The sequence below is a fragment of the Aeromonas sp. Marseille-Q7275 genome, from assembly GCF_965119515.1.
In genome coordinates this window covers 90,721-106,680 of the sequence record NZ_CBCPLW010000003.1, presented here as the reverse complement: position 1 = coordinate 106,680, position 15,960 = coordinate 90,721, and the positions used below count along the sequence as shown (strand labels likewise).

18 protein-coding genes and 1 pseudogene are annotated in these 15,960 nt (G+C 60.9%); 5 read left to right on the top strand and 14 right to left on the bottom strand.

The window, feature by feature from the left end; translation table 11 throughout:
* Positions 1-30 precede the first annotated feature (30 nt).
* The 5 genes from ACWPWQ_RS04335 to ACWPWQ_RS04315 all read right to left on the bottom strand — a co-directional run bounded on the left by ACWPWQ_RS04335 (position 31) and on the right by ACWPWQ_RS04315 (position 2,192).
* Positions 31-273 (bottom strand): hypothetical protein, encoded by a 243-nt coding sequence (locus tag ACWPWQ_RS04335; protein ID WP_005323913.1) that lies wholly within the window; start codon positions 271-273, stop codon positions 31-33.
* 120 nt (positions 274-393) lie between these two features.
* Positions 394-648, bottom strand: a complete 255-nt coding sequence (locus tag ACWPWQ_RS04330) for a hypothetical protein (RefSeq protein ID WP_005323912.1) — start codon at positions 646-648, stop codon at positions 394-396.
* A gap of 82 nt (positions 649-730) precedes the next feature.
* The gene (locus tag ACWPWQ_RS04325; protein ID WP_342059774.1) at positions 731-1,003 is read right to left on the bottom strand and encodes a hypothetical protein; all 273 of its coding nucleotides are present in this window, start codon (positions 1,001-1,003) and stop codon (positions 731-733) included.
* 44 nt (positions 1,004-1,047) lie between these two features.
* Complete coding sequence (locus tag ACWPWQ_RS04320) at positions 1,048-1,302, bottom strand: hypothetical protein (protein WP_202048031.1); 255 nt, start codon at positions 1,300-1,302, stop codon at positions 1,048-1,050.
* A gap of 320 nt (positions 1,303-1,622) precedes the next feature.
* Positions 1,623-2,192, bottom strand: a complete 570-nt coding sequence (locus ACWPWQ_RS04315) for a DNA-3-methyladenine glycosylase I (RefSeq protein WP_454009088.1) — start codon at positions 2,190-2,192, stop codon at positions 1,623-1,625.
* A gap of 188 nt (positions 2,193-2,380) precedes the next feature.
* Between ACWPWQ_RS04315 and glyQ the strand changes: the two genes are divergently transcribed.
* Together glyQ and glyS are read left to right on the top strand one after the other, a co-directional pair.
* Complete coding sequence (glyQ, locus tag ACWPWQ_RS04310) at positions 2,381-3,304, top strand: glycine--tRNA ligase subunit alpha (RefSeq protein WP_139438622.1); 924 nt, start codon at positions 2,381-2,383, stop codon at positions 3,302-3,304.
* Positions 3,305-3,313: 9 nt separating this feature from the next.
* Positions 3,314-5,371 (top strand): annotated as a pseudogene (glyS, locus tag ACWPWQ_RS04305) (glycine--tRNA ligase subunit beta); the annotation flags it as partial.
* Between the two features lie 73 nt (positions 5,372-5,444).
* On the opposite strand, the gene ACWPWQ_RS04300 reads toward glyS, so the two are convergent.
* Both ACWPWQ_RS04300 and ACWPWQ_RS04295 read right to left on the bottom strand, forming a co-directional pair.
* Positions 5,445-5,768 (bottom strand): hypothetical protein, encoded by a 324-nt coding sequence (locus tag ACWPWQ_RS04300; RefSeq protein WP_454009087.1) that lies wholly within the window; start codon positions 5,766-5,768, stop codon positions 5,445-5,447.
* A 287-nt stretch (positions 5,769-6,055) separates the two neighbouring features.
* The gene (locus tag ACWPWQ_RS04295; protein ID WP_454009086.1) at positions 6,056-6,580 is read right to left on the bottom strand and encodes an AAA family ATPase; all 525 of its coding nucleotides are present in this window, start codon (positions 6,578-6,580) and stop codon (positions 6,056-6,058) included.
* Between the two features lie 54 nt (positions 6,581-6,634).
* On the opposite strand from ACWPWQ_RS04295, the gene ACWPWQ_RS04290 reads away from it, so the two are divergent.
* Positions 6,635-7,114, top strand: coding sequence for a DM13 domain-containing protein (locus ACWPWQ_RS04290; protein WP_454009085.1), 480 nt, complete (start codon positions 6,635-6,637; stop codon positions 7,112-7,114).
* A 118-nt stretch (positions 7,115-7,232) separates the two neighbouring features.
* On the opposite strand, the gene ACWPWQ_RS04285 is transcribed toward ACWPWQ_RS04290, so the two are convergent.
* The gene (locus tag ACWPWQ_RS04285; protein WP_236661812.1) at positions 7,233-7,799 is read right to left on the bottom strand and encodes a hypothetical protein; all 567 of its coding nucleotides are present in this window, start codon (positions 7,797-7,799) and stop codon (positions 7,233-7,235) included.
* Between the two features lie 392 nt (positions 7,800-8,191).
* On the opposite strand from ACWPWQ_RS04285, the gene ACWPWQ_RS04280 reads away from it, so the two are divergent.
* Together ACWPWQ_RS04280 and ACWPWQ_RS04275 are read left to right on the top strand one after the other, a co-directional pair.
* On the top strand, positions 8,192-9,142 hold the full coding sequence (locus ACWPWQ_RS04280) for a transposase (protein WP_454009084.1): 951 nt from the start codon (positions 8,192-8,194) through the stop codon (positions 9,140-9,142).
* A 532-nt stretch (positions 9,143-9,674) separates the two neighbouring features.
* A complete protein-coding gene (locus ACWPWQ_RS04275) occupies positions 9,675-9,902 on the top strand; it encodes a putative periplasmic lipoprotein (protein WP_265435867.1) in 228 nt (75 codons plus the stop codon).
* 170 nt (positions 9,903-10,072) lie between these two features.
* On the opposite strand, the gene ACWPWQ_RS04270 is transcribed toward ACWPWQ_RS04275, so the two are convergent.
* From ACWPWQ_RS04270 to tnaC, 6 genes are all read right to left on the bottom strand, one after another.
* Positions 10,073-10,753, bottom strand: coding sequence for an ArsR/SmtB family transcription factor (locus ACWPWQ_RS04270; protein ID WP_454009083.1), 681 nt, complete (start codon positions 10,751-10,753; stop codon positions 10,073-10,075).
* Between the two features lie 24 nt (positions 10,754-10,777).
* Positions 10,778-11,158, bottom strand: a complete 381-nt coding sequence (locus ACWPWQ_RS04265) for an amino acid-binding protein (protein ID WP_268435818.1) — start codon at positions 11,156-11,158, stop codon at positions 10,778-10,780.
* Positions 11,159-11,368: 210 nt separating this feature from the next.
* Positions 11,369-12,586, bottom strand: a complete 1,218-nt coding sequence (locus ACWPWQ_RS04260) for an aromatic amino acid transporter (RefSeq protein WP_454009082.1) — start codon at positions 12,584-12,586, stop codon at positions 11,369-11,371.
* A gap of 237 nt (positions 12,587-12,823) precedes the next feature.
* Positions 12,824-14,038 (bottom strand): aromatic amino acid transporter, encoded by a 1,215-nt coding sequence (locus tag ACWPWQ_RS04255; protein ID WP_454009081.1) that lies wholly within the window; start codon positions 14,036-14,038, stop codon positions 12,824-12,826.
* Between the two features lie 70 nt (positions 14,039-14,108).
* On the bottom strand, positions 14,109-15,575 hold the full coding sequence (tnaA, locus tag ACWPWQ_RS04250; protein ID WP_454009080.1) for a tryptophanase: 1,467 nt from the start codon (positions 15,573-15,575) through the stop codon (positions 14,109-14,111).
* 202 nt (positions 15,576-15,777) lie between these two features.
* Positions 15,778-15,849, bottom strand: coding sequence for a tryptophanase leader peptide (gene tnaC / locus ACWPWQ_RS04245; protein ID WP_223302601.1), 72 nt, complete (start codon positions 15,847-15,849; stop codon positions 15,778-15,780).
* Between the last annotated feature and the right edge of the window lie 111 nt (positions 15,850-15,960).

Genomic DNA, 15,960 nt, shown 5'->3' with positions numbered 1-15,960 from the left:
CGGCAGCTGCCTGCCCGGGCAGGCCGGACATCAATATTTGATGTCGCGCGCCTCGTCACGCCCTTCCTGCTTGTTGTCGCGATGCTCCTGACGGCAATCGGCATTGCCCACCAGGCCTTCGCGGCACTCCTGCTTGGCGTCGCGGGATTCCTGACGGGTATCCTGACGCACATCGCGCGCTTCGCGACGCTCCTGGGCCTGTTTGGTTGCCTGTGCAGGCAGGGCAGCCAACAAGGCGGTGGCTGCAAGCAGCGCAAATACGGTCTTCTTCATGGTGGCTCCTTGGCTAAACGAAATACACCGGCTTGGGATGTCTAAATTATACATTGGGGTCAAGATAACCGCCGGACGGGCGCCAGCAGGGCGACCCGACAGGGAGGCGGCTTGTCGGGATCAGTATTTGACGTCGCGGGCCTCGTCGCGGTTCTCTTGCTTGTTGTCGCGGTTGTCCTGACGGCAATCGGCATTGCCGACCAGGCCCTCACGGCACTCCTGCTTGGCGTCACGGGATTCCTGACGACCGTCCTGGCGGATGTCGCGGGCGTCCTGGCGCTGCTCACCCTGATTGGTGGCTTGAGCCGGCACGGCGGCGAACAGGGTGCAGGCGGTCAGCAGGGCGGCACTCAGGCGGGATACAGAAATAGTCATAAGGACTCCAATGTAAGTTAATGCGGCAGCCTGGTTCGGCTGCCGTCATGGAAGATGGGTTCGGCGAGCCCCTGCTCTCGAATCAATATTTGATATCGCGAGCCACGTCGCGTGCCTCTTGCTTGTTGTGGCGGTGTTCCTGGCGACAGTCGGCGTTACCCAGAAACTCCTCCTGGCGGCAATCCCGCTTCTGTTCGCGGGATTCCTGACGGACATCCTGACGCAGATCCCGAGCCTGGCGGCGCTGCTGGGCTTGTTCGGTTGCCTGGGCCGGCAGGGCCACCGACAGGGTACAGCCGACCAGCAAGGCTGACAGCAAGGCGCTGCGAGCCGGGTGAGGAGTTGAAATGTTCATGACGAGGCTCCCTGGTTGATCGGGCTGAGGTCTGTGGTGCTGGATCAGTATTTGACGTCGCGGGACTTCTCGCGCACGTCCTGTTTCACTTCACGCTTGTCCTGACGGCACTCGTAGTTGTCCTTATTGTTGGCCTGACGACAATCTACCTTGGCCTCATGGATCTCGGGACGGACTTCCTGGCGCACGTCGCGGGCATCCTGACGATCGGCCGCCTGGGCGGGCAGGGTCGCCAGCAGGGAGCAACCCGCCAGGATCAGGGTGCCGAGGGTGCGGTGGCGAAATGAATTCAGTGACATGGGACTGCCTCGTTGATGGGGACTTCGATATGGATACAGCAATCTTGAACAGGAATGACTGTATCCCGGCTGTACCGGGCGCCGAAAAGCGGTCCCCTGGCCCCGCCGGCAGGGGGCCTGTCGAAGGCTGGTGACGAGAGGATCCTTTACCAGGCCCAGCGCCCGCAGGCGGCGAAGCAGAGGAGGCTGCCGACCGAGGTAAAATCGAGCAGCGTGAACGCCCTCACCATGGCGTCAGATCCTGGCAAGCTGGCCCCTAATCCCAAGTCCAGAAAGGAAGAAGGGAGGCTGTTGGCCTCCCTGCTTGTTCCGCTCCCGATTTAGCCTTGCTGGCACTCGGCGTGGCAGGGGCAGGTCACCAGATGATCGTTCACCATGCCCACCGCCTGCATGAAGGCGTAGCAGATGGTGCTGCCGACGAAGGTGAAGCCGCGTTTCTTGAGGGCCTTGGACATGGCATCCGACTCCGGCGAGGTCGCCGGAATGTCGCCGTTGCCCTGGCGCTGGTTGACGATGGGGGCGCCGCCCACGAAACCCCACAGATACTCCACGAAGTCGATGCCTTCGGCCTCCAGTGCCAGATAGGCGCGGGCGTTTTTGATGATCGACTGCACCTTGAGCCGGTTGCGGATGATGCCGCTGTCCTGCATCAGCCGCTCCACATCCTGCTCGTCGAACTGCACGATGCGTAGCGGATCGAAGTCGGCATAGGCGCGATGGTAACTGTCGGTACGCTTGAGGATGGTGATCCACGACAGCCCCGCCTGCTGACCGTCGAGGCAGAGCTTGGCAAACAGCTCCCGCGGGTCGCGGACCGGCCTGCCCCACTGCTTGTCATGGTATTCGATGTATTCCGGGTCCCTGGTCACCCAGGCGCAGCGCAGTTCCATTTCCTCTCCCTTGTCATTTCATCGGCCATCGGCAGGCCGCTTCCGTCGGCGACATCATAGGGCAAGCGGCGGCATAGCCCCACTAATCCTCTGTAATTTCGCCTATTATCCGACCATGCCAGACGGTATACTCCCTCGGTTCACATTCAGCAAATCTTGCTCTGATTTCATTTCGCGCGAAAAACACTATGCAAAAATTCGATGTCAAAACCTTTCAGGGCCTGATCCTGCAGTTGCAGGACTATTGGTCCCGCCAGGGCTGTACCATCATTCAGCCGCTGGATATGGAAGTGGGTGCCGGTACCTCCCACCCCATGACCTGCCTGCGCGCCCTGGGCCCGGAGCCCATCGCCTGCGCTTACGTACAACCGTCCCGCCGTCCCACTGACGGCCGCTACGGCGAGAACCCGAACCGCCTGCAGCACTACTACCAGTTCCAGGTGATCATCAAGCCTTCCCCCGACAACATTCAGGAACTCTATCTGGGCTCCCTGAAAGAGCTGGGCATGGATCCCGAAATCCACGACATCCGCTTCGTGGAAGACAACTGGGAAAACCCGACCCTGGGTGCCTGGGGTCTGGGTTGGGAAGTGTGGCTGAACGGCATGGAAGTGACCCAGTTCACCTACTTCCAGCAGGTCGGCGGCCTCGAGTGCAAGCCGGTCACCGGCGAGATCACCTACGGTCTCGAGCGTCTGGCCATGTACATTCAGGGCGTAGACAGCGTCTACGATCTGGTCTGGTCTGACGGCCCGCTGGGCAAGACCACCTACGGCGATGTCTTCCACCAGAACGAAGTGGAGCAATCCACCTACAACTTCGAACACGCCGACGTGGAGTTCCTGTTCCACTGCTTCGAGCAGTACGAGAAGGAAGCCCAGCACCTGCTGGCACTGGAAAAACCGCTGCCGCTGCCTGCCTACGAGCGCATCCTCAAGGCCGCTCACTCCTTCAACCTGCTGGATGCCCGCAAGGCCATCTCGGTCACCGAACGTCAGCGCTACATCCTGCGCATTCGCACCCTGACCAAGGCCGTGGCAGAGGCCTACTACGCCTCCCGCGAAGCGCTGGGCTTCCCTATGTGTCAGCGCACAGAGAACAAGCAAGGTTAAGGAACGGACATGGCACAACATACATTTCTGGTAGAGATCGGCACTGCTGAGCTGCCGCCCAAAGCCCTGCGCTCCCTGGCCGAAGCCTTTGCCGACAACCTCAAAGGCGAACTGACCAAGGCCGATCTGGCCTTCGGCGACGTCGAGTGGTTTGCCTCACCGCGCCGTCTGGCGCTGAAGGTGCACGAGCTGGCTGGCGAACAGCCGAGCAAGAGCGTCGAGAAGCGCGGCCCGGCCGTGTCTCAGGCGTTCGATGCCGAAGGCAAGCCGACCAAGGCTGCCGAAGGCTGGGCCCGTGGCAACGGCATCACCGTCGATCAGGCCGAGCGTCTGGTCACCGACAAGGGCGAGTGGCTGGTTCACACCGCCAAGGTCGAAGGCCGTCCGGCCAAAGAGTTGTTGGGCGAGCTGGTTAGCCAGGCGCTGGCCAAGCTGCCGATCCCCAAGATGATGCGCTGGGGCGACAAGACCATCCAGTTCGTGCGTCCGGTCTTTACCGTGACCCTGCTGCTGGATGGGGATCTGGTTCCCGCTCACATTCTGGGTATCGACTCTGCCCGCACCATCCGCGGTCACCGCTTTATGGGCGAGCCCGAGTTCACCATCGACAACGCCAGCCAGTACCCGCAGATCCTGCAGGAGCGCGGCATGGTGATTGCCGACTTTATGGCGCGCAAGGCCAAGATCAAGGCTGACGCCGAAGCGGCCGCTGCCGCCTTCGGTGGCGTTGCCGATCTGGACGACGCCCTGCTGGAAGAAGTGACCGCACTGGTCGAGTGGCCGGTAGTGCTGACCGCCAACTTCGAAGAGAAGTTCCTGGCCGTTCCCGCTGAAGCGCTGGTGCACACCATGAAGGGTGACCAGAAGTACTTCCCGGTCTACGACAAGAACGGCAAGCTGCTGCCGAAGTTCATCTTCGTCACCAACATCGAGTCCAAAGACCCGAGCCAGATCATCAGCGGCAACGAGAAGGTGGTTCGCCCCCGTCTCTCTGACGCCGAGTTCTTCTTCAAGACCGACCTCAAGCAGACCCTGGCCTCCCGCCTGCCGCGCCTTGAAACCGTGCTGTTCCAGCAACAGCTGGGCACAGTCAAGGCCAAGGTTGAGCGCATCGAGACCGTCGCCGGCTTTATCGCCGAGCGCATCGGCGCCAACGTGGCTCAGGCCAAGCGTGCCGGCCTGCTCTCCAAGTGTGACCTGATGACCAACATGGTCGGCGAGTTCGCCAGCACCCAGGGTGTCATGGGGATGCACTACGCCCGTCACGACGGCGAAGACGAAGTGGTGGCCGTAGCCCTGAACGAGCAGTACATGCCGCGCTTCGCCGGTGATGCCCTGCCGTCCGCTCTGGAAGCCTGCGCCGTGGCGCTGGCCGACAAGCTCGACACCCTGGCCGGTATCTTCGGCATCGGCATGCTGCCCAAAGGCGACAAGGATCCCTTCGCCCTGCGCCGCGCCGCCATCGGTGCCCTGCGCATCATGACCGAGAAGCAGCTGGACCTGGATCTGGTTGAACTGGTGGAAGAGGCGGTACGCGTCTACGGCGACAAGCTGACCAACAACACCGTCGTCACCGACGTGGTCGACTTTATGCTGGGCCGCTTCCGCGCCGCCTATCAGGACGAAGGTATCGGTGCCGACGTGGTGCTGGCCGTACTGGCCCGCCGCCCGACCCGTCCGCTCGACTTCGATCGTCGCGTCAAGGCCGTCAGCCACTTCCGCAGCCTGGATGCCGCCCTGGCACTGGCTGCTGCCAACAAGCGCGTGAGCAACATTCTGGCCAAGGTGGAAGGCGAGTTGCCGACTGCCGTCAAACCGGAGCTGCTGGTCGATGCTGCCGAGAAGGCGCTGGCCACCCAGGTTGCCGAACTGCAAGCCGAACTGGCGCCGCTGTTTGCTGCCGGTGACTATCAGGCCGCCCTCACCCGTCTAGCCGCCCTGCGCGAGCCGGTCGACACCTTCTTCAACGAAGTGATGGTGATGGCCGACGACGAAGCCCTCAAGGCCAACCGTCTGGCGCTGCTGAACAACCTGCGCAACCTGTTCCTGCAAGTCGCGGATATCTCCTGCTGCAGTAATTTTGGTTGGGTAAGGATATTAAAAACGGCGCCGTTAAGGCGCCGTTTTTGTTTTGAAATATTCAAGTATTGACAGCTATATTGTCCCCAATCTCTGGTACAAACCAATTTGGTGGCCATGTCACAAATTCGCTTGGACAAAAATTCTGGTTTAAAAATTCCATTTTTGAGACTTGATCTGGCAAAAGTGAGAGCACATGGTTCTTCTCATCACTTTCATAATCCCAAAGATGATAACGGTTGTCTTTATTGTGAGCTCGGCGACTGGGGCCGAAGTCCATAGGAGCACATAAACGCACTAAGGGCCTACCGTCCTCTTTAGAAAAGAAAGTTAGCCTTATTTTTGTTTTGGCATGAATTGCATCAATAAATTGAGCTTCTTGCATAACCCCTCCTTTAAATGACAGGGAGCTCAATATAAACATCAACCTATAGTTTTTTCGTGTTGCAACTCACAAGTCTCCATAAAGGGAGGATTATTACTCCATGAAGGCTGGGGTATTGAAAATCCGTAGGTTCGATTAGCCATCAGGCGTAATCGGACGTTCGCGTAAATCTATTCTCCCGCCATAACGGCCAGCCGAATTTCCCCCTCCGGCTGACCAACCCTGACTCGCGGCAATAGCCGGGACAAATGCACCTCGATCGTCCGATTATGCTTCGCTAATCGAACCTACAACGGCTTTCCCAACGCGGCGACTATCTTTTCCACGCTCTGGGCTACCGACAGGGTGGCGCTATCCAGTATCAGGCGCTCCCTGTCACAGGGTTCATAATCGCGGTCGAGCACCGCCTGCCAATTCGGCAACGCCAGCCCCTCGATATCCACGGTCCGGTGCTCGACCCGCTCGCTGTGTAGCGTCGGATTTGAGCAGACGACCTCAACATCGAGACAGGGCACCCCGACCGAGAGGGCAATGTCGTGGTAAGCATCCCGGGTGAGCTGTATGGGGTTAACGGAATCCGTGATGACGATCGAGCCAAGTGTCAGGTTTTCTCTGGCCAGCCCATAGGCGACGACATAACCGGCTGGCCCCATCTCGTTATCCGCCTGCTCAGCGGCACGAATGGCCTGCTCTATGGTATCAATGCCCAGATAGACGGCGCCCAGTCGCTTGGCCAGGGCTCGCGCTATGGTGCTTTTTCCGCTGCCCGGCGCCCCACCGAGTGACCCCCTGCCGCGTTCGGGTATGGGCATGGGAAGCTGCCGCTGTTAGGGTATGACCATCAATTAATCGACGACCGAGGCGTTATGCAACGCAAGACTCTGGCGCTGTTGCTGGCCACCCATCTGCTGGTGGGAGCGGCCGGCTTTGCCACCGGCATCTATCTGCTGCCCATCCTGATAGCACCTGCCGCACCGAGCAGTGAACAGGTGACAGCCAGTCAGCAACAGGCGACCTTTAACGGCACCTTTCGCCGGGATCTGAAAGACAGCGATCGGCTGCACTGGGGGGAAGGCAAGGTGAGCATAGGACCGGACGCCATCAGCCTGATGGGCAGGCTGGCGCCGGGCCCCGACTACCAGCTCTATTTGTCGCCCGCCTTCGTCGAGACCGAGGCAGACTTCGCCCGCCTGAAGCCGCAGATGGTGCATGTCGGGCCGGTGAGGACCTTCGACAACTTTATCGTGCCGCTCCCCGCCGGAGTCGACCCGGCCCGTTACGACACCGTGATTGTCTGGTGTGAAACCTTCGGACAGTTCATCACCTCGGCCCGTTATCGGGAATGAGAGCCCGCCACCCAGCGCGTCTCACAGGCATACCGCCAACGAGCCCAATACAGAAAGCGCCCGACGGGCGCCTTCTGATGATCGGCAGCGACGCCGCCGACCTGCTGCACACAATGTCTTACTCCACTGGCGCCATCAGGTGCTGATAAGGGGTGCCAGACCACATGATGTAGGGGGCCGAGGTATCCGGATCTGCACCCTTCGGATACATGTCGTAGAAGGCATCATCCGCCCCGACGATCATCACGTGGGGCCCGGTCTGCAGCCAGTTGTTGCTGGTGGTGGGCTGGGTCGCGTAGGGGTCGGTGTTGCTGGCATCGGTGCCGCCCTTGAGCATGTACATGAAGCCGATCTTGCCCTTGGGCGGCATCTCGTGGCTGATCCAGGCATGGGCCCAGGCCATCGCCGCCGCGTCCATGCACATGGGATCCGGCCCCGGCGTGGCCGGGTTGTCTGGCATGCAGGTGAAGCCATTGCCGCCCTCGCGCAGGGTGCGCATCTTGCCGTCCGCCCCCATGGCCACTATGGTGGCGCCGGCTCCGACTTTGACGGGGGCCGCCGCCATGGCACTGGCGATCATTGCCTCGTCTGTCATGGCTGGCATACCGGCCTTCTCTTCGGCCTGAACCGGCGTGGTCATGGTGATGGCCGCGAGCACGCCCAGGGCCAATAGGTGTTTGCACATAACATCTCTCTCCCAATTGGGTGAATACGATGCAAAACAGGATCACGCACGGCCTGACTACCATGGCGGCCGTGCTGCCGGGCGCAGCTGTCTGGTGGATGGACGGGGTGATCGAAAGCTGGCAGCCCGGAGACAGTGACTCGCGGGCGCCATCTGTCTGACTATAGCCCCTCCAGGTCCCTGAGCCGGGCGGCACAAAAAACAAGGCGCCACCCGGGCGCCTTGTCGATAGAGGGTCGGAAGCCTCAAAAAGCTGCAAAAGGAAAAAAAGAAAAGCTAGGAAAAGCTAGGACACCCATCTTTTTGACAACGGAAAAAGCTAGGACACCCACCTTTTTGACAACGACATAGCTGGCTGCTTGGCTTGATGCATCACTGCCGAGGAGGTTTCCATGACCATCCCCCGTTCACGCCAGATCAGCCTCGCCGATACGCCCTATTACCACGTGGTCAGCCGCTGCGTCCGGCGTGCCTTTCTCTGCGGCCAGGATGATCACTCAGGCCAAAGTTACGAGCACAGGCGCCAATGGGTTGCCGACAAGCTGGGCCAGCTGTCGCAGGTCTTTGCCATAGGCATCTGCGCCTATGCCGTGATGAGCAATCACTATCATTTGGTACTCAAGGTGCAGGCCAACCTGGCCCATGAATGGAGTGAACATGAGGTGGCTGAACGCTGGTCACGCCTGTTTCAGTGGCCCTTGCTGGTGCGGCGCTGGTATCAGGGGGAGGAACTGATAGCACCCGAGCTGGACGTCGTGCACCAGCTGATCGCCCAGTGGCGGGAGCGTCTCCATTCCATCAGCTGGCTGGTGCGTTTGCTGAACGAGTCGCTGGCCCGCCAGGCCAATCAGGAAGATGGCTGCAAGGGCCACTTCTGGGAGGGGCGTTTCAAAAGCCAGGCCCTGCTCACCGAGTCGGCACTGCTGGCCTGCATGACCTATGTCGACCTCAATCCCATTCGGGCTGGCATCGCAACCACACCGGAGGGGAGCGACTTCACCAGCGTCCAGCAACGTATCGAGCAAACCGCTGATCTAGCCACAAAGCTCCCCTTGCTGTTGCCCTTTGCAAGAGAAGGTAAGCCAGAGGCGCTCCCCTGCTATTTTGCCGATTATCTGGCGCTGGTGGATTGGACAGGGCGAGCCATTCGCCTCGATAAGCATGGCCATATCCCGCATCATCTCGCACCTGTGCTCCAGCGCCTGGGCATAGAAGAGGGGCAGTGGTTGGGGCAAGTCACCCTGTTTCGGCGCCACGGTATCCGGGCGATTGGCGACAAGCTTTGCTGCCAGCGCTACGCGGTCCATTGTGGCCAGACACGATGTTACCAACCCAGCCCTTGATATCTTAAAAACTCGCGACTTCACTACCAATCCATCGATGACAGCGGCACTCGTTGGCGTTGCACGGGCACTGATTGCCCACTGGCAGCCACTGACGCTCGTTCAAGCTCACAGCTAGCACTATCACCACCGTTTCATACCTTCGAATCAGTCTGCACATGAGCGGGGCTTTCAAGTTATCCGCCATTTCCCATCAGGTGGGTGTCCCAATTCATCCCGCCAATCAGATGGGTGTCCCAATTCACTGCATTAGGTGGGTGTCCCAATGCAGGGCTTCCCAATGCAGGGAGGAGAAGATGCCGACCTACCTGTGTCTTTCGGTGGGGTTCGGTCTTGGAGGTGACGGATTGGATGGCAAGGGAATATGGCTTTCTGCGTCGTCATTCAGTCCCGGTTAATATCCGCAAGCCAGGGGTCTATATAATGGCGAAATATCTGCCATTGGATGGATTGGCCGGAATAGAGGCCAGGCCAATTGATAGATCAACATATTGGCTGCATTTCAATATGCATCCCTACAAAGGGTATTTTCATGAAACGTCACCTTATCCTTCCTGGCGCCATTATGGTGCTGAGCGCTTGCTCTTCCACTCCCAGCAGTGAATATACGAAAGCGGGTGCCTCTGAAGCCCAGAGAACAGATGCCCTATCCGAGTGCCAATATCAGGTCAAACTCAACAAGATCGAAGACGAAGAGCAGGCCGAGCTGATCAACCTGTGCATGCAAGGCAAAGGCTTCCGTCTGACCCCGGTGGAATAACCCACCATGACCGCCTGAAGCAATATCTGCCCACAATCAAAAGCCCCGCATGATGACCATGCCTGGGCTTTCTATCCTGCGGCGGCAATCGAAAAGCCGTTATCAATCAAGCTGTAGCCGAGATCCCGATTCTCACCTCGCCGTTGCCTCCCCGGCAAGGCCATGACTCCTCACAGCACGACGCCGAGCTGCCGTTGCAACTGCCGTTGCCCCTTGGGGGTCAGGGTCAGCTCACGGCTATCAAGCCCGCGCACCAGCCACCCCTTGTCCAGCATATGATTGAGCAGGCGGGCACCCAGCTGGCCGCCAAGATGCATGCGTCGCTCGCTCCAGTCGAGACAGTGGCAGGCGAAGGGGCGCTTGCCGGTCGCCACGCAGTCGATGCCAAGCTGGGCCAGATGCTGCTCCCCCTGCGGGGTCAGTCCATAGCCTTCCACTTCCAGCCAGCCTTGGCTCATCAGGCCGTCATGGAGTCTCACCCCCAGCTCCCCCGCCAGATGGTCATAACAGCTACGGGCAAAGCGCAGCCGCTCCGGGGTCTTGCTCCTGAGCGCCCCCGTGCCCATGTCCACCAGCCCCATCAGTTGCTCCACCACCAGCGCCACGTCATGGCTCGCGATGCGGTAGTAGCGATGCTTGCCCTGCCTGACACAGGCCGTCAGCCCCTGCTGCTGGAGCCGGGCCAGGTGACTGCTGGCGGTTGACGCCGACACCTCGGCCACCAGACTCAGCTCGGTGGCCGTCCAGGCGCGCCCATCCATCAGGGCGCACAGCATGCGGGCGCGGCTGCCATCGGCGATGGCGGCCGCCACCTGTGCCAACCCTTGTTCAAGGCTCTCCTGCTTGCTCATCTCGCTACTCTCTGCTTGCCCCTGTCACTGCCACTCTGCCGTGACCCTGCGGGCCTTGTCGATGTCGTCGGTGACCAGGATCAGCTGGTTGGCATGGTCGCTGTACAGGGTAATGATGTTGACCGAGGCCTCCCCCAGGGCGCTGCAGATGGCCCCCAGCTGCCCCGGCACCTCCTGCTTGAGGCGGCGCACCAGCACCTCGCGCACCGCCACCACCTCCAGCCCCCCTTGTTCGGCGGCCCGGGCCGCAGCGGCACCATCCTCCACCAGAAAGTGGGCATGGCCTGCGCCCCCCAGGGTGAACATGCCGCCCCCTTCCAGACTGACACCGGCCCGCCCCATCAAGCTCCCGAACAGCCCCAGTGTGCCCGGGTTATCGGGTAGCATCACGTGAATATCGTACATCCCTGACTCTCCTTGGTGACAAGAGACTCCAGAGTAGTGGCATAGCCCGGGCAATGCTTCGATGGCGGGCGAAGTGTCGGCCCTCAGCTGCTCATACTAGTCACGGCAAAACGGCGGGCGAAGTGTCAGACCTCAGCTGCCTATGCTGACCACGGCAAAACGGCGCCCGAAGGCGCCGCTTTTTCTACATCGGATCGCAAGGAATGCCGATCAGCCGGTATAGACAGGCAGCAGCCCCGCCATGTTGAGCAGATGGAAGGCGGCGGTCAGCACCCCGAACAGGATTACCAGCCCTATCATCAGGATACCGCCGGGGGCGCGAAAGCCCGCGCTGCCATCGGGCGCCGCCTTGCGCACCTTCCAGGCCAGCAGCGGCGGTATGATGCAGGTCCACAGGGTGGCCACGGCGCCCGCATAGCCGATGGCCACCAGGAAGCCGAACGGGAACAGCAGGGAGAGCACCAGAGGCGGCAGGAAGGTAACGCCCCAGGACTTGGCACGACCGGCGCGGCTGTTGTCGAACTTGAACAGATCCGCCAGATAGTCGAACACCCCCAGGCCCACCCCGATGAAGGAGGAGAGAATGGCCGCCATGGAGAAGGCGTTGAGGGCATTGGCCACCGCCCTGGATTCGATCACCGAACCGAGCGCCTTGAGCAGGGCATCCACGTTGCCCCCTTGTTCGATCACCGGGCCGAACTCGCTGCGGGGCAGGTTGCCGAACACGCTCACCAGCCAGATGAGGTAGAAGGTCAGCGCGATGACGGTGCCCCCCATGATGGCGCGGCTGGCACGGCGCTCCTCGCCGTAGTAGGCCCGCATGGACGACACCGAGTGGTGATAGCCGAAGGAGGTGAGCGCCACCGGCAGCATCACCAGGGCATAGGGGGCGTAGTGGGTCTCGCTGCCGACCCGGTCGAGCAGCAGGTCGAGGCGAACGTTCATCGACAGGCCAGAGATGCCGAAGGCAAAGCTCAGCCCCATCAGGATCACCAGCAGCACTGAGATGCGGTCCACCGCCCGGGTGGAGTGCCACACCAGCAGGGAGAAGAGCAGGGTAAAGAGGATGGAGCCCAGCTGGCTGCCCATCCCCGTCATGCCATCTATGATGAGACCGGCCGAGGTGATGTAGGCGTAGAGCAGGATGCCGCCGACGAAGTAGACGCTCAGGTTGTTGAGGGCATTGACCTTCTCCCCCAGCAGATCCCGGGTCACGGTATCGAAGGAGACACGCAGGGGATAACCCCGATAGGATTCCAGCAGCATCCAGCCGGAAACCGTCATCACCACCATGGTCAGCGCCACCGCGAGCATGGACCAGAGGCCCCAGGCACCCGCGCCCGCACTCGGCAGTCCCAACATACCGGCTCCCACACAGACGCCGGCAATGATGCATGCCCCGCCCACCAACGATGGTTTCTGTTCCATTACTCCCCCAAACGGATTGTTGACTGGTCACGGCGCGCCGCCGTGCTTCTCCTGCGTTCGCCAGTGCTGGCGCCGGGGGACTTTACCCTGCATGCCTTCGGGTATCAAATCCGGAGGAAAAATGGGGGGAAACAGGGGGGATATCCGGCCGTTGCCATCTGTTCGGGGCGGTTCAGACGCCAGACACCACACGGGGCGCCCGCAGGCGCCCCATGTCGGCTTGCCGGAAGGTTGAGGTCATCCGGTATAGATGGGCAGCATGCCCGCCATGGCCATCAGGTGGAAGACGGCCGTCAGCACCCCGAAGACGATGACGGCCACCACCATGGGCTGACCGCCGGGGGCCTTGAAGCCGCCCCCTTGTGGCGCCAGCTCCCGGGACTTCTTCGCCAGCAGGGCGGGGATGATGCAGGCCCAGACGGTCGCCGCCGCCCCGGCATAGCCGATGGCCACCACGAAGCCGAACGGGAACAGCAAGGAGAGCAGCAGGGGCGGCAGGAAGGTGACGCCCCAGGACTTGGCGCGGCCCTGGCGGCTGTTGTCGAACTTGAACAGATCCGCCAGATAGTCGAACACCCCCAGGCCCACCCCGATGAAGGAGGAGAGGATGGCCGCCATGGAGAAGAGGTTGATGGCGTTGGATACCCGCTTCGACTCGATCACCGAGGCCAGCGCGCCGAGCAGCACATCGACGTCGCCCCCCTTGGCGATGATGGGGCCGAAGGCATTGCGAGGCAGGTTGCCGAAGATGCTGAGCAGCCACAGCAGGTAGAGCGCCAGGGCGATCAGGGTACCCCCCAGGATCGCCTGCTTGGCCTTCTGCTCTTCGCCATAATAGGCCCGCATCGACGCCACCGAGTGGTGGTAGCCGAAGGAGGTGAGCGCCACCGGCAGCATGGCCAGGGCATAGGGGGCCTGACCCAGCTCCTCGGTGAGGGAGTGGAACAGTATGGTCGCGTCTATGTTGGCGGCAAGGCCCGACACCCCGAACACGAAGCTCAGCACCATAAAGGCGATCAGCACCACAGAGATGCGATCCACCGCCCGGGTCGAATGCCAGACGAAGCAGGAGAAGACCAGCACGAACAGGACGGACGCCAGCTGGCTGTTGATGCCGAGCAGGCCGCTCAGGATCAGACCCGAGGAGGTGATATAGGCATAGAGCAGGATGCCGCCCACGAAATAGACGGTCAGGTTGTTGAAGACGTTGATCTTGTGACCGAGCAGATCCTTGGTCACCGAATTGAAGGAGGCGGTCAATTCATAGGGTTTGAAGGCTTCCAGCAACATCCAGCCGGAGACCGTCATGACGATCATGGTGAGAATAATGGCGAGCGAGGACCAGCTGGTCCAGGCGCCCGCCCCCGCACTCGGCAACCCCAGCATGCCGGCGCCGACACAGACGCTGGCAATGATGCAGGCCCCTCCCGTCACGGATGGTTTCGATGTCATGTGTTGTCACTCCCGAAATTTCACAGAGCTGTGAAAAAAATGGGGCACCTGATTAAGTGCCCCTGACTCGTTATGCTTCTATTAATTTTTCACTCTTCTTGCTGACCACCTGGCCCTGAGGCTCGACCTCCTTCAACCTAGCGGTGAAGTGGCGCAGCACCGCCGGCTCATAGATGAAGTCCAGACCCTTCACGTTCCTGGCATTCTTCTTCACCTCGCCGAAGGCCTCGATGACAAAGTCCATGTGGGTCTGGGTATAGGTGGCGCGCGGTATGGTCAGGCGCAGCAGCTCCGCCGGGCAGGGGTGCTGCTTGCCGGTAGCGGGATCCCGCCCCAGCAGCAGTGAGCCAATCTCAACCGCCCGGATGCCCGCCACCTTGTAGAGCTCGCACGCCAGGGCGTGGGCCGGGAACTGATCCGCCGGGATGTGGGGGAGCAGCTTGCCCGCATCCACGAAGGCCGCATGGCCCCCCGCCTGCTGGCACACCACGCCGATGGCCTCCAGCCCGTCCACCAGGTACTGCACCTGACCGATGCGATAGGCCAGCCAGTCCTGGCGCATGCCGTCCCGCAGGCCCACCGCCAGGCGCTCCATGGCGCCCCCTTCCAGGCCGCCATAGGTCGGGAAGCCCTCCTGCACCACGCACAGGGTGCGGCACTCGGTGTAGACGTCCAGCATGCTGTCGTCCTTGAAGCAGAGCAGCCCCCCCATCTGCACCATGGCATCCTTCTTCGCCGACATGGCGAGGCCGTCCGCGTACTTGTAGGACTCCATGGTGATCTCTTCTATTGACCAGTTCGCGTAGCCGGGCTCTCGTTGCTGAATGAAGTAGGCGTTCTCCGCGAAGCGGGCGGAATCCATGATGACGGGGATGTCGTACTTTCTGGCGATCTCGTACACCGCCTTCAGGTTGGCGATGGAGACCGGCTGCCCCCCGGCGGAGTTGCAGGTGATGGTGCTGACGATGTAGGGCACGTTGGCCGGGCCCGCCTCCAGGATGGCCTCCTCCAGCTTCACCAGATCGAAGTTGCCCTTGAAGTCGGCGGTGACCGAGGTATCGAACGCCTCCCTGGTGTAGACGTTCTTCGCCACGCAGCAGTTGATCTGGGTGTGGCCCTGGGTGGTGTCGAAGAAGTAGTTGGAGAGCGCCACCATCTTCTTGCGATCCAGCCCCTTCTCCTGCTCCCGCTTCTTGATGAGCACGGGGATGTAGATCTGCTCGGCGCCGCGCCCCTGGTGGGTGGGGATGGTCAGGGAATAGCCGAAGATCTCCTGCACCGCCTGCTGCAGGGCATAGTAGCTGCGGCTGCCGCTGTAAGCCTCGTCACCGCGCAGCATGGCGGCCTGCATGTCCTGGGTGATGGCGCCGGTGCCGCTGTCGGTCAGCAGATCGATGAAGACATCTTCGCTGTCCAGCAGGAAGGGGTTCATGCCGGCGCGGACGATGGCCTCTTCCCGGTAGGCGCGGGTGGTGCGCTTGACCGGCTCGATGACACGAATACGGAAGGGTTCGGGCAGATGCTTGAAGTTTTCCATAATATAAATACCCCAGATTTAAATATTAAGAATGTGTCTCTTCCCCCGCCGAAAATAGAATATCCGGCAGGTGGGAAATATCGAGAATGGGTGCACGACATCGCCTCGCCGGAATAAACAGGCGATGACGGGTGCAGCTATTTCAGTTCAGGAATGGAGGCGGGCTAGTGGCATGGCAGGCATGCCGTGCCGCCGCGGGGAATTACAGCGGGAAGAAGAACGCGATTTTATGGTCCAGGGTAAACCACTTGGGATAGCTGACCTTGATATTCATGTTGTTGCTCATCTGGTTGGAATTAACAACGCCAATTAACAGGGTCCATTATGGTGGGGAGCGCTATATGATCAATTGCAATATGAGCAAAGTGGGATGGCGCTAACAATT

What these genes read in the sequence shown, in the direction of transcription:
- ACWPWQ_RS04335 (WP_005323913.1), bottom strand. Translation starts at nt 273, where the DNA reads ATGAAGAAGACCGTATTTGCGCTGCTTGCAGCCACCGCCTTGTTGGCT.
- ACWPWQ_RS04330 (WP_005323912.1), bottom strand. Translation starts at nt 648, where the DNA reads ATGACTATTTCTGTATCCCGCCTGAGTGCCGCCCTGCTGACCGCCTGC.
- ACWPWQ_RS04325 (WP_342059774.1), bottom strand. Translation starts at nt 1,003, where the DNA reads ATGAACATTTCAACTCCTCACCCGGCTCGCAGCGCCTTGCTGTCAGCC.
- ACWPWQ_RS04320 (WP_202048031.1), bottom strand. Translation starts at nt 1,302, where the DNA reads ATGTCACTGAATTCATTTCGCCACCGCACCCTCGGCACCCTGATCCTG.
- ACWPWQ_RS04315 (WP_454009088.1), bottom strand. Translation starts at nt 2,192, where the DNA reads ATGGAACTGCGCTGCGCCTGGGTGACCAGGGACCCGGAATACATCGAA.
- glyQ (WP_139438622.1), top strand. Translation starts at nt 2,381, where the DNA reads ATGCAAAAATTCGATGTCAAAACCTTTCAGGGCCTGATCCTGCAGTTG.
- ACWPWQ_RS04300 (WP_454009087.1), bottom strand. Translation starts at nt 5,768, where the DNA reads ATGCAAGAAGCTCAATTTATTGATGCAATTCATGCCAAAACAAAAATA.
- ACWPWQ_RS04295 (WP_454009086.1), bottom strand. Translation starts at nt 6,580, where the DNA reads ATGCCCATACCCGAACGCGGCAGGGGGTCACTCGGTGGGGCGCCGGGC.
- ACWPWQ_RS04290 (WP_454009085.1), top strand. Translation starts at nt 6,635, where the DNA reads ATGCAACGCAAGACTCTGGCGCTGTTGCTGGCCACCCATCTGCTGGTG.
- ACWPWQ_RS04285 (WP_236661812.1), bottom strand. Translation starts at nt 7,799, where the DNA reads ATGTGCAAACACCTATTGGCCCTGGGCGTGCTCGCGGCCATCACCATG.
- ACWPWQ_RS04280 (WP_454009084.1), top strand. Translation starts at nt 8,192, where the DNA reads ATGACCATCCCCCGTTCACGCCAGATCAGCCTCGCCGATACGCCCTAT.
- ACWPWQ_RS04275 (WP_265435867.1), top strand. Translation starts at nt 9,675, where the DNA reads ATGAAACGTCACCTTATCCTTCCTGGCGCCATTATGGTGCTGAGCGCT.
- ACWPWQ_RS04270 (WP_454009083.1), bottom strand. Translation starts at nt 10,753, where the DNA reads ATGAGCAAGCAGGAGAGCCTTGAACAAGGGTTGGCACAGGTGGCGGCC.
- ACWPWQ_RS04265 (WP_268435818.1), bottom strand. Translation starts at nt 11,158, where the DNA reads ATGTACGATATTCACGTGATGCTACCCGATAACCCGGGCACACTGGGG.
- ACWPWQ_RS04260 (WP_454009082.1), bottom strand. Translation starts at nt 12,586, where the DNA reads ATGGAACAGAAACCATCGTTGGTGGGCGGGGCATGCATCATTGCCGGC.
- ACWPWQ_RS04255 (WP_454009081.1), bottom strand. Translation starts at nt 14,038, where the DNA reads ATGACATCGAAACCATCCGTGACGGGAGGGGCCTGCATCATTGCCAGC.
- tnaA (WP_454009080.1), bottom strand. Translation starts at nt 15,575, where the DNA reads ATGGAAAACTTCAAGCATCTGCCCGAACCCTTCCGTATTCGTGTCATC.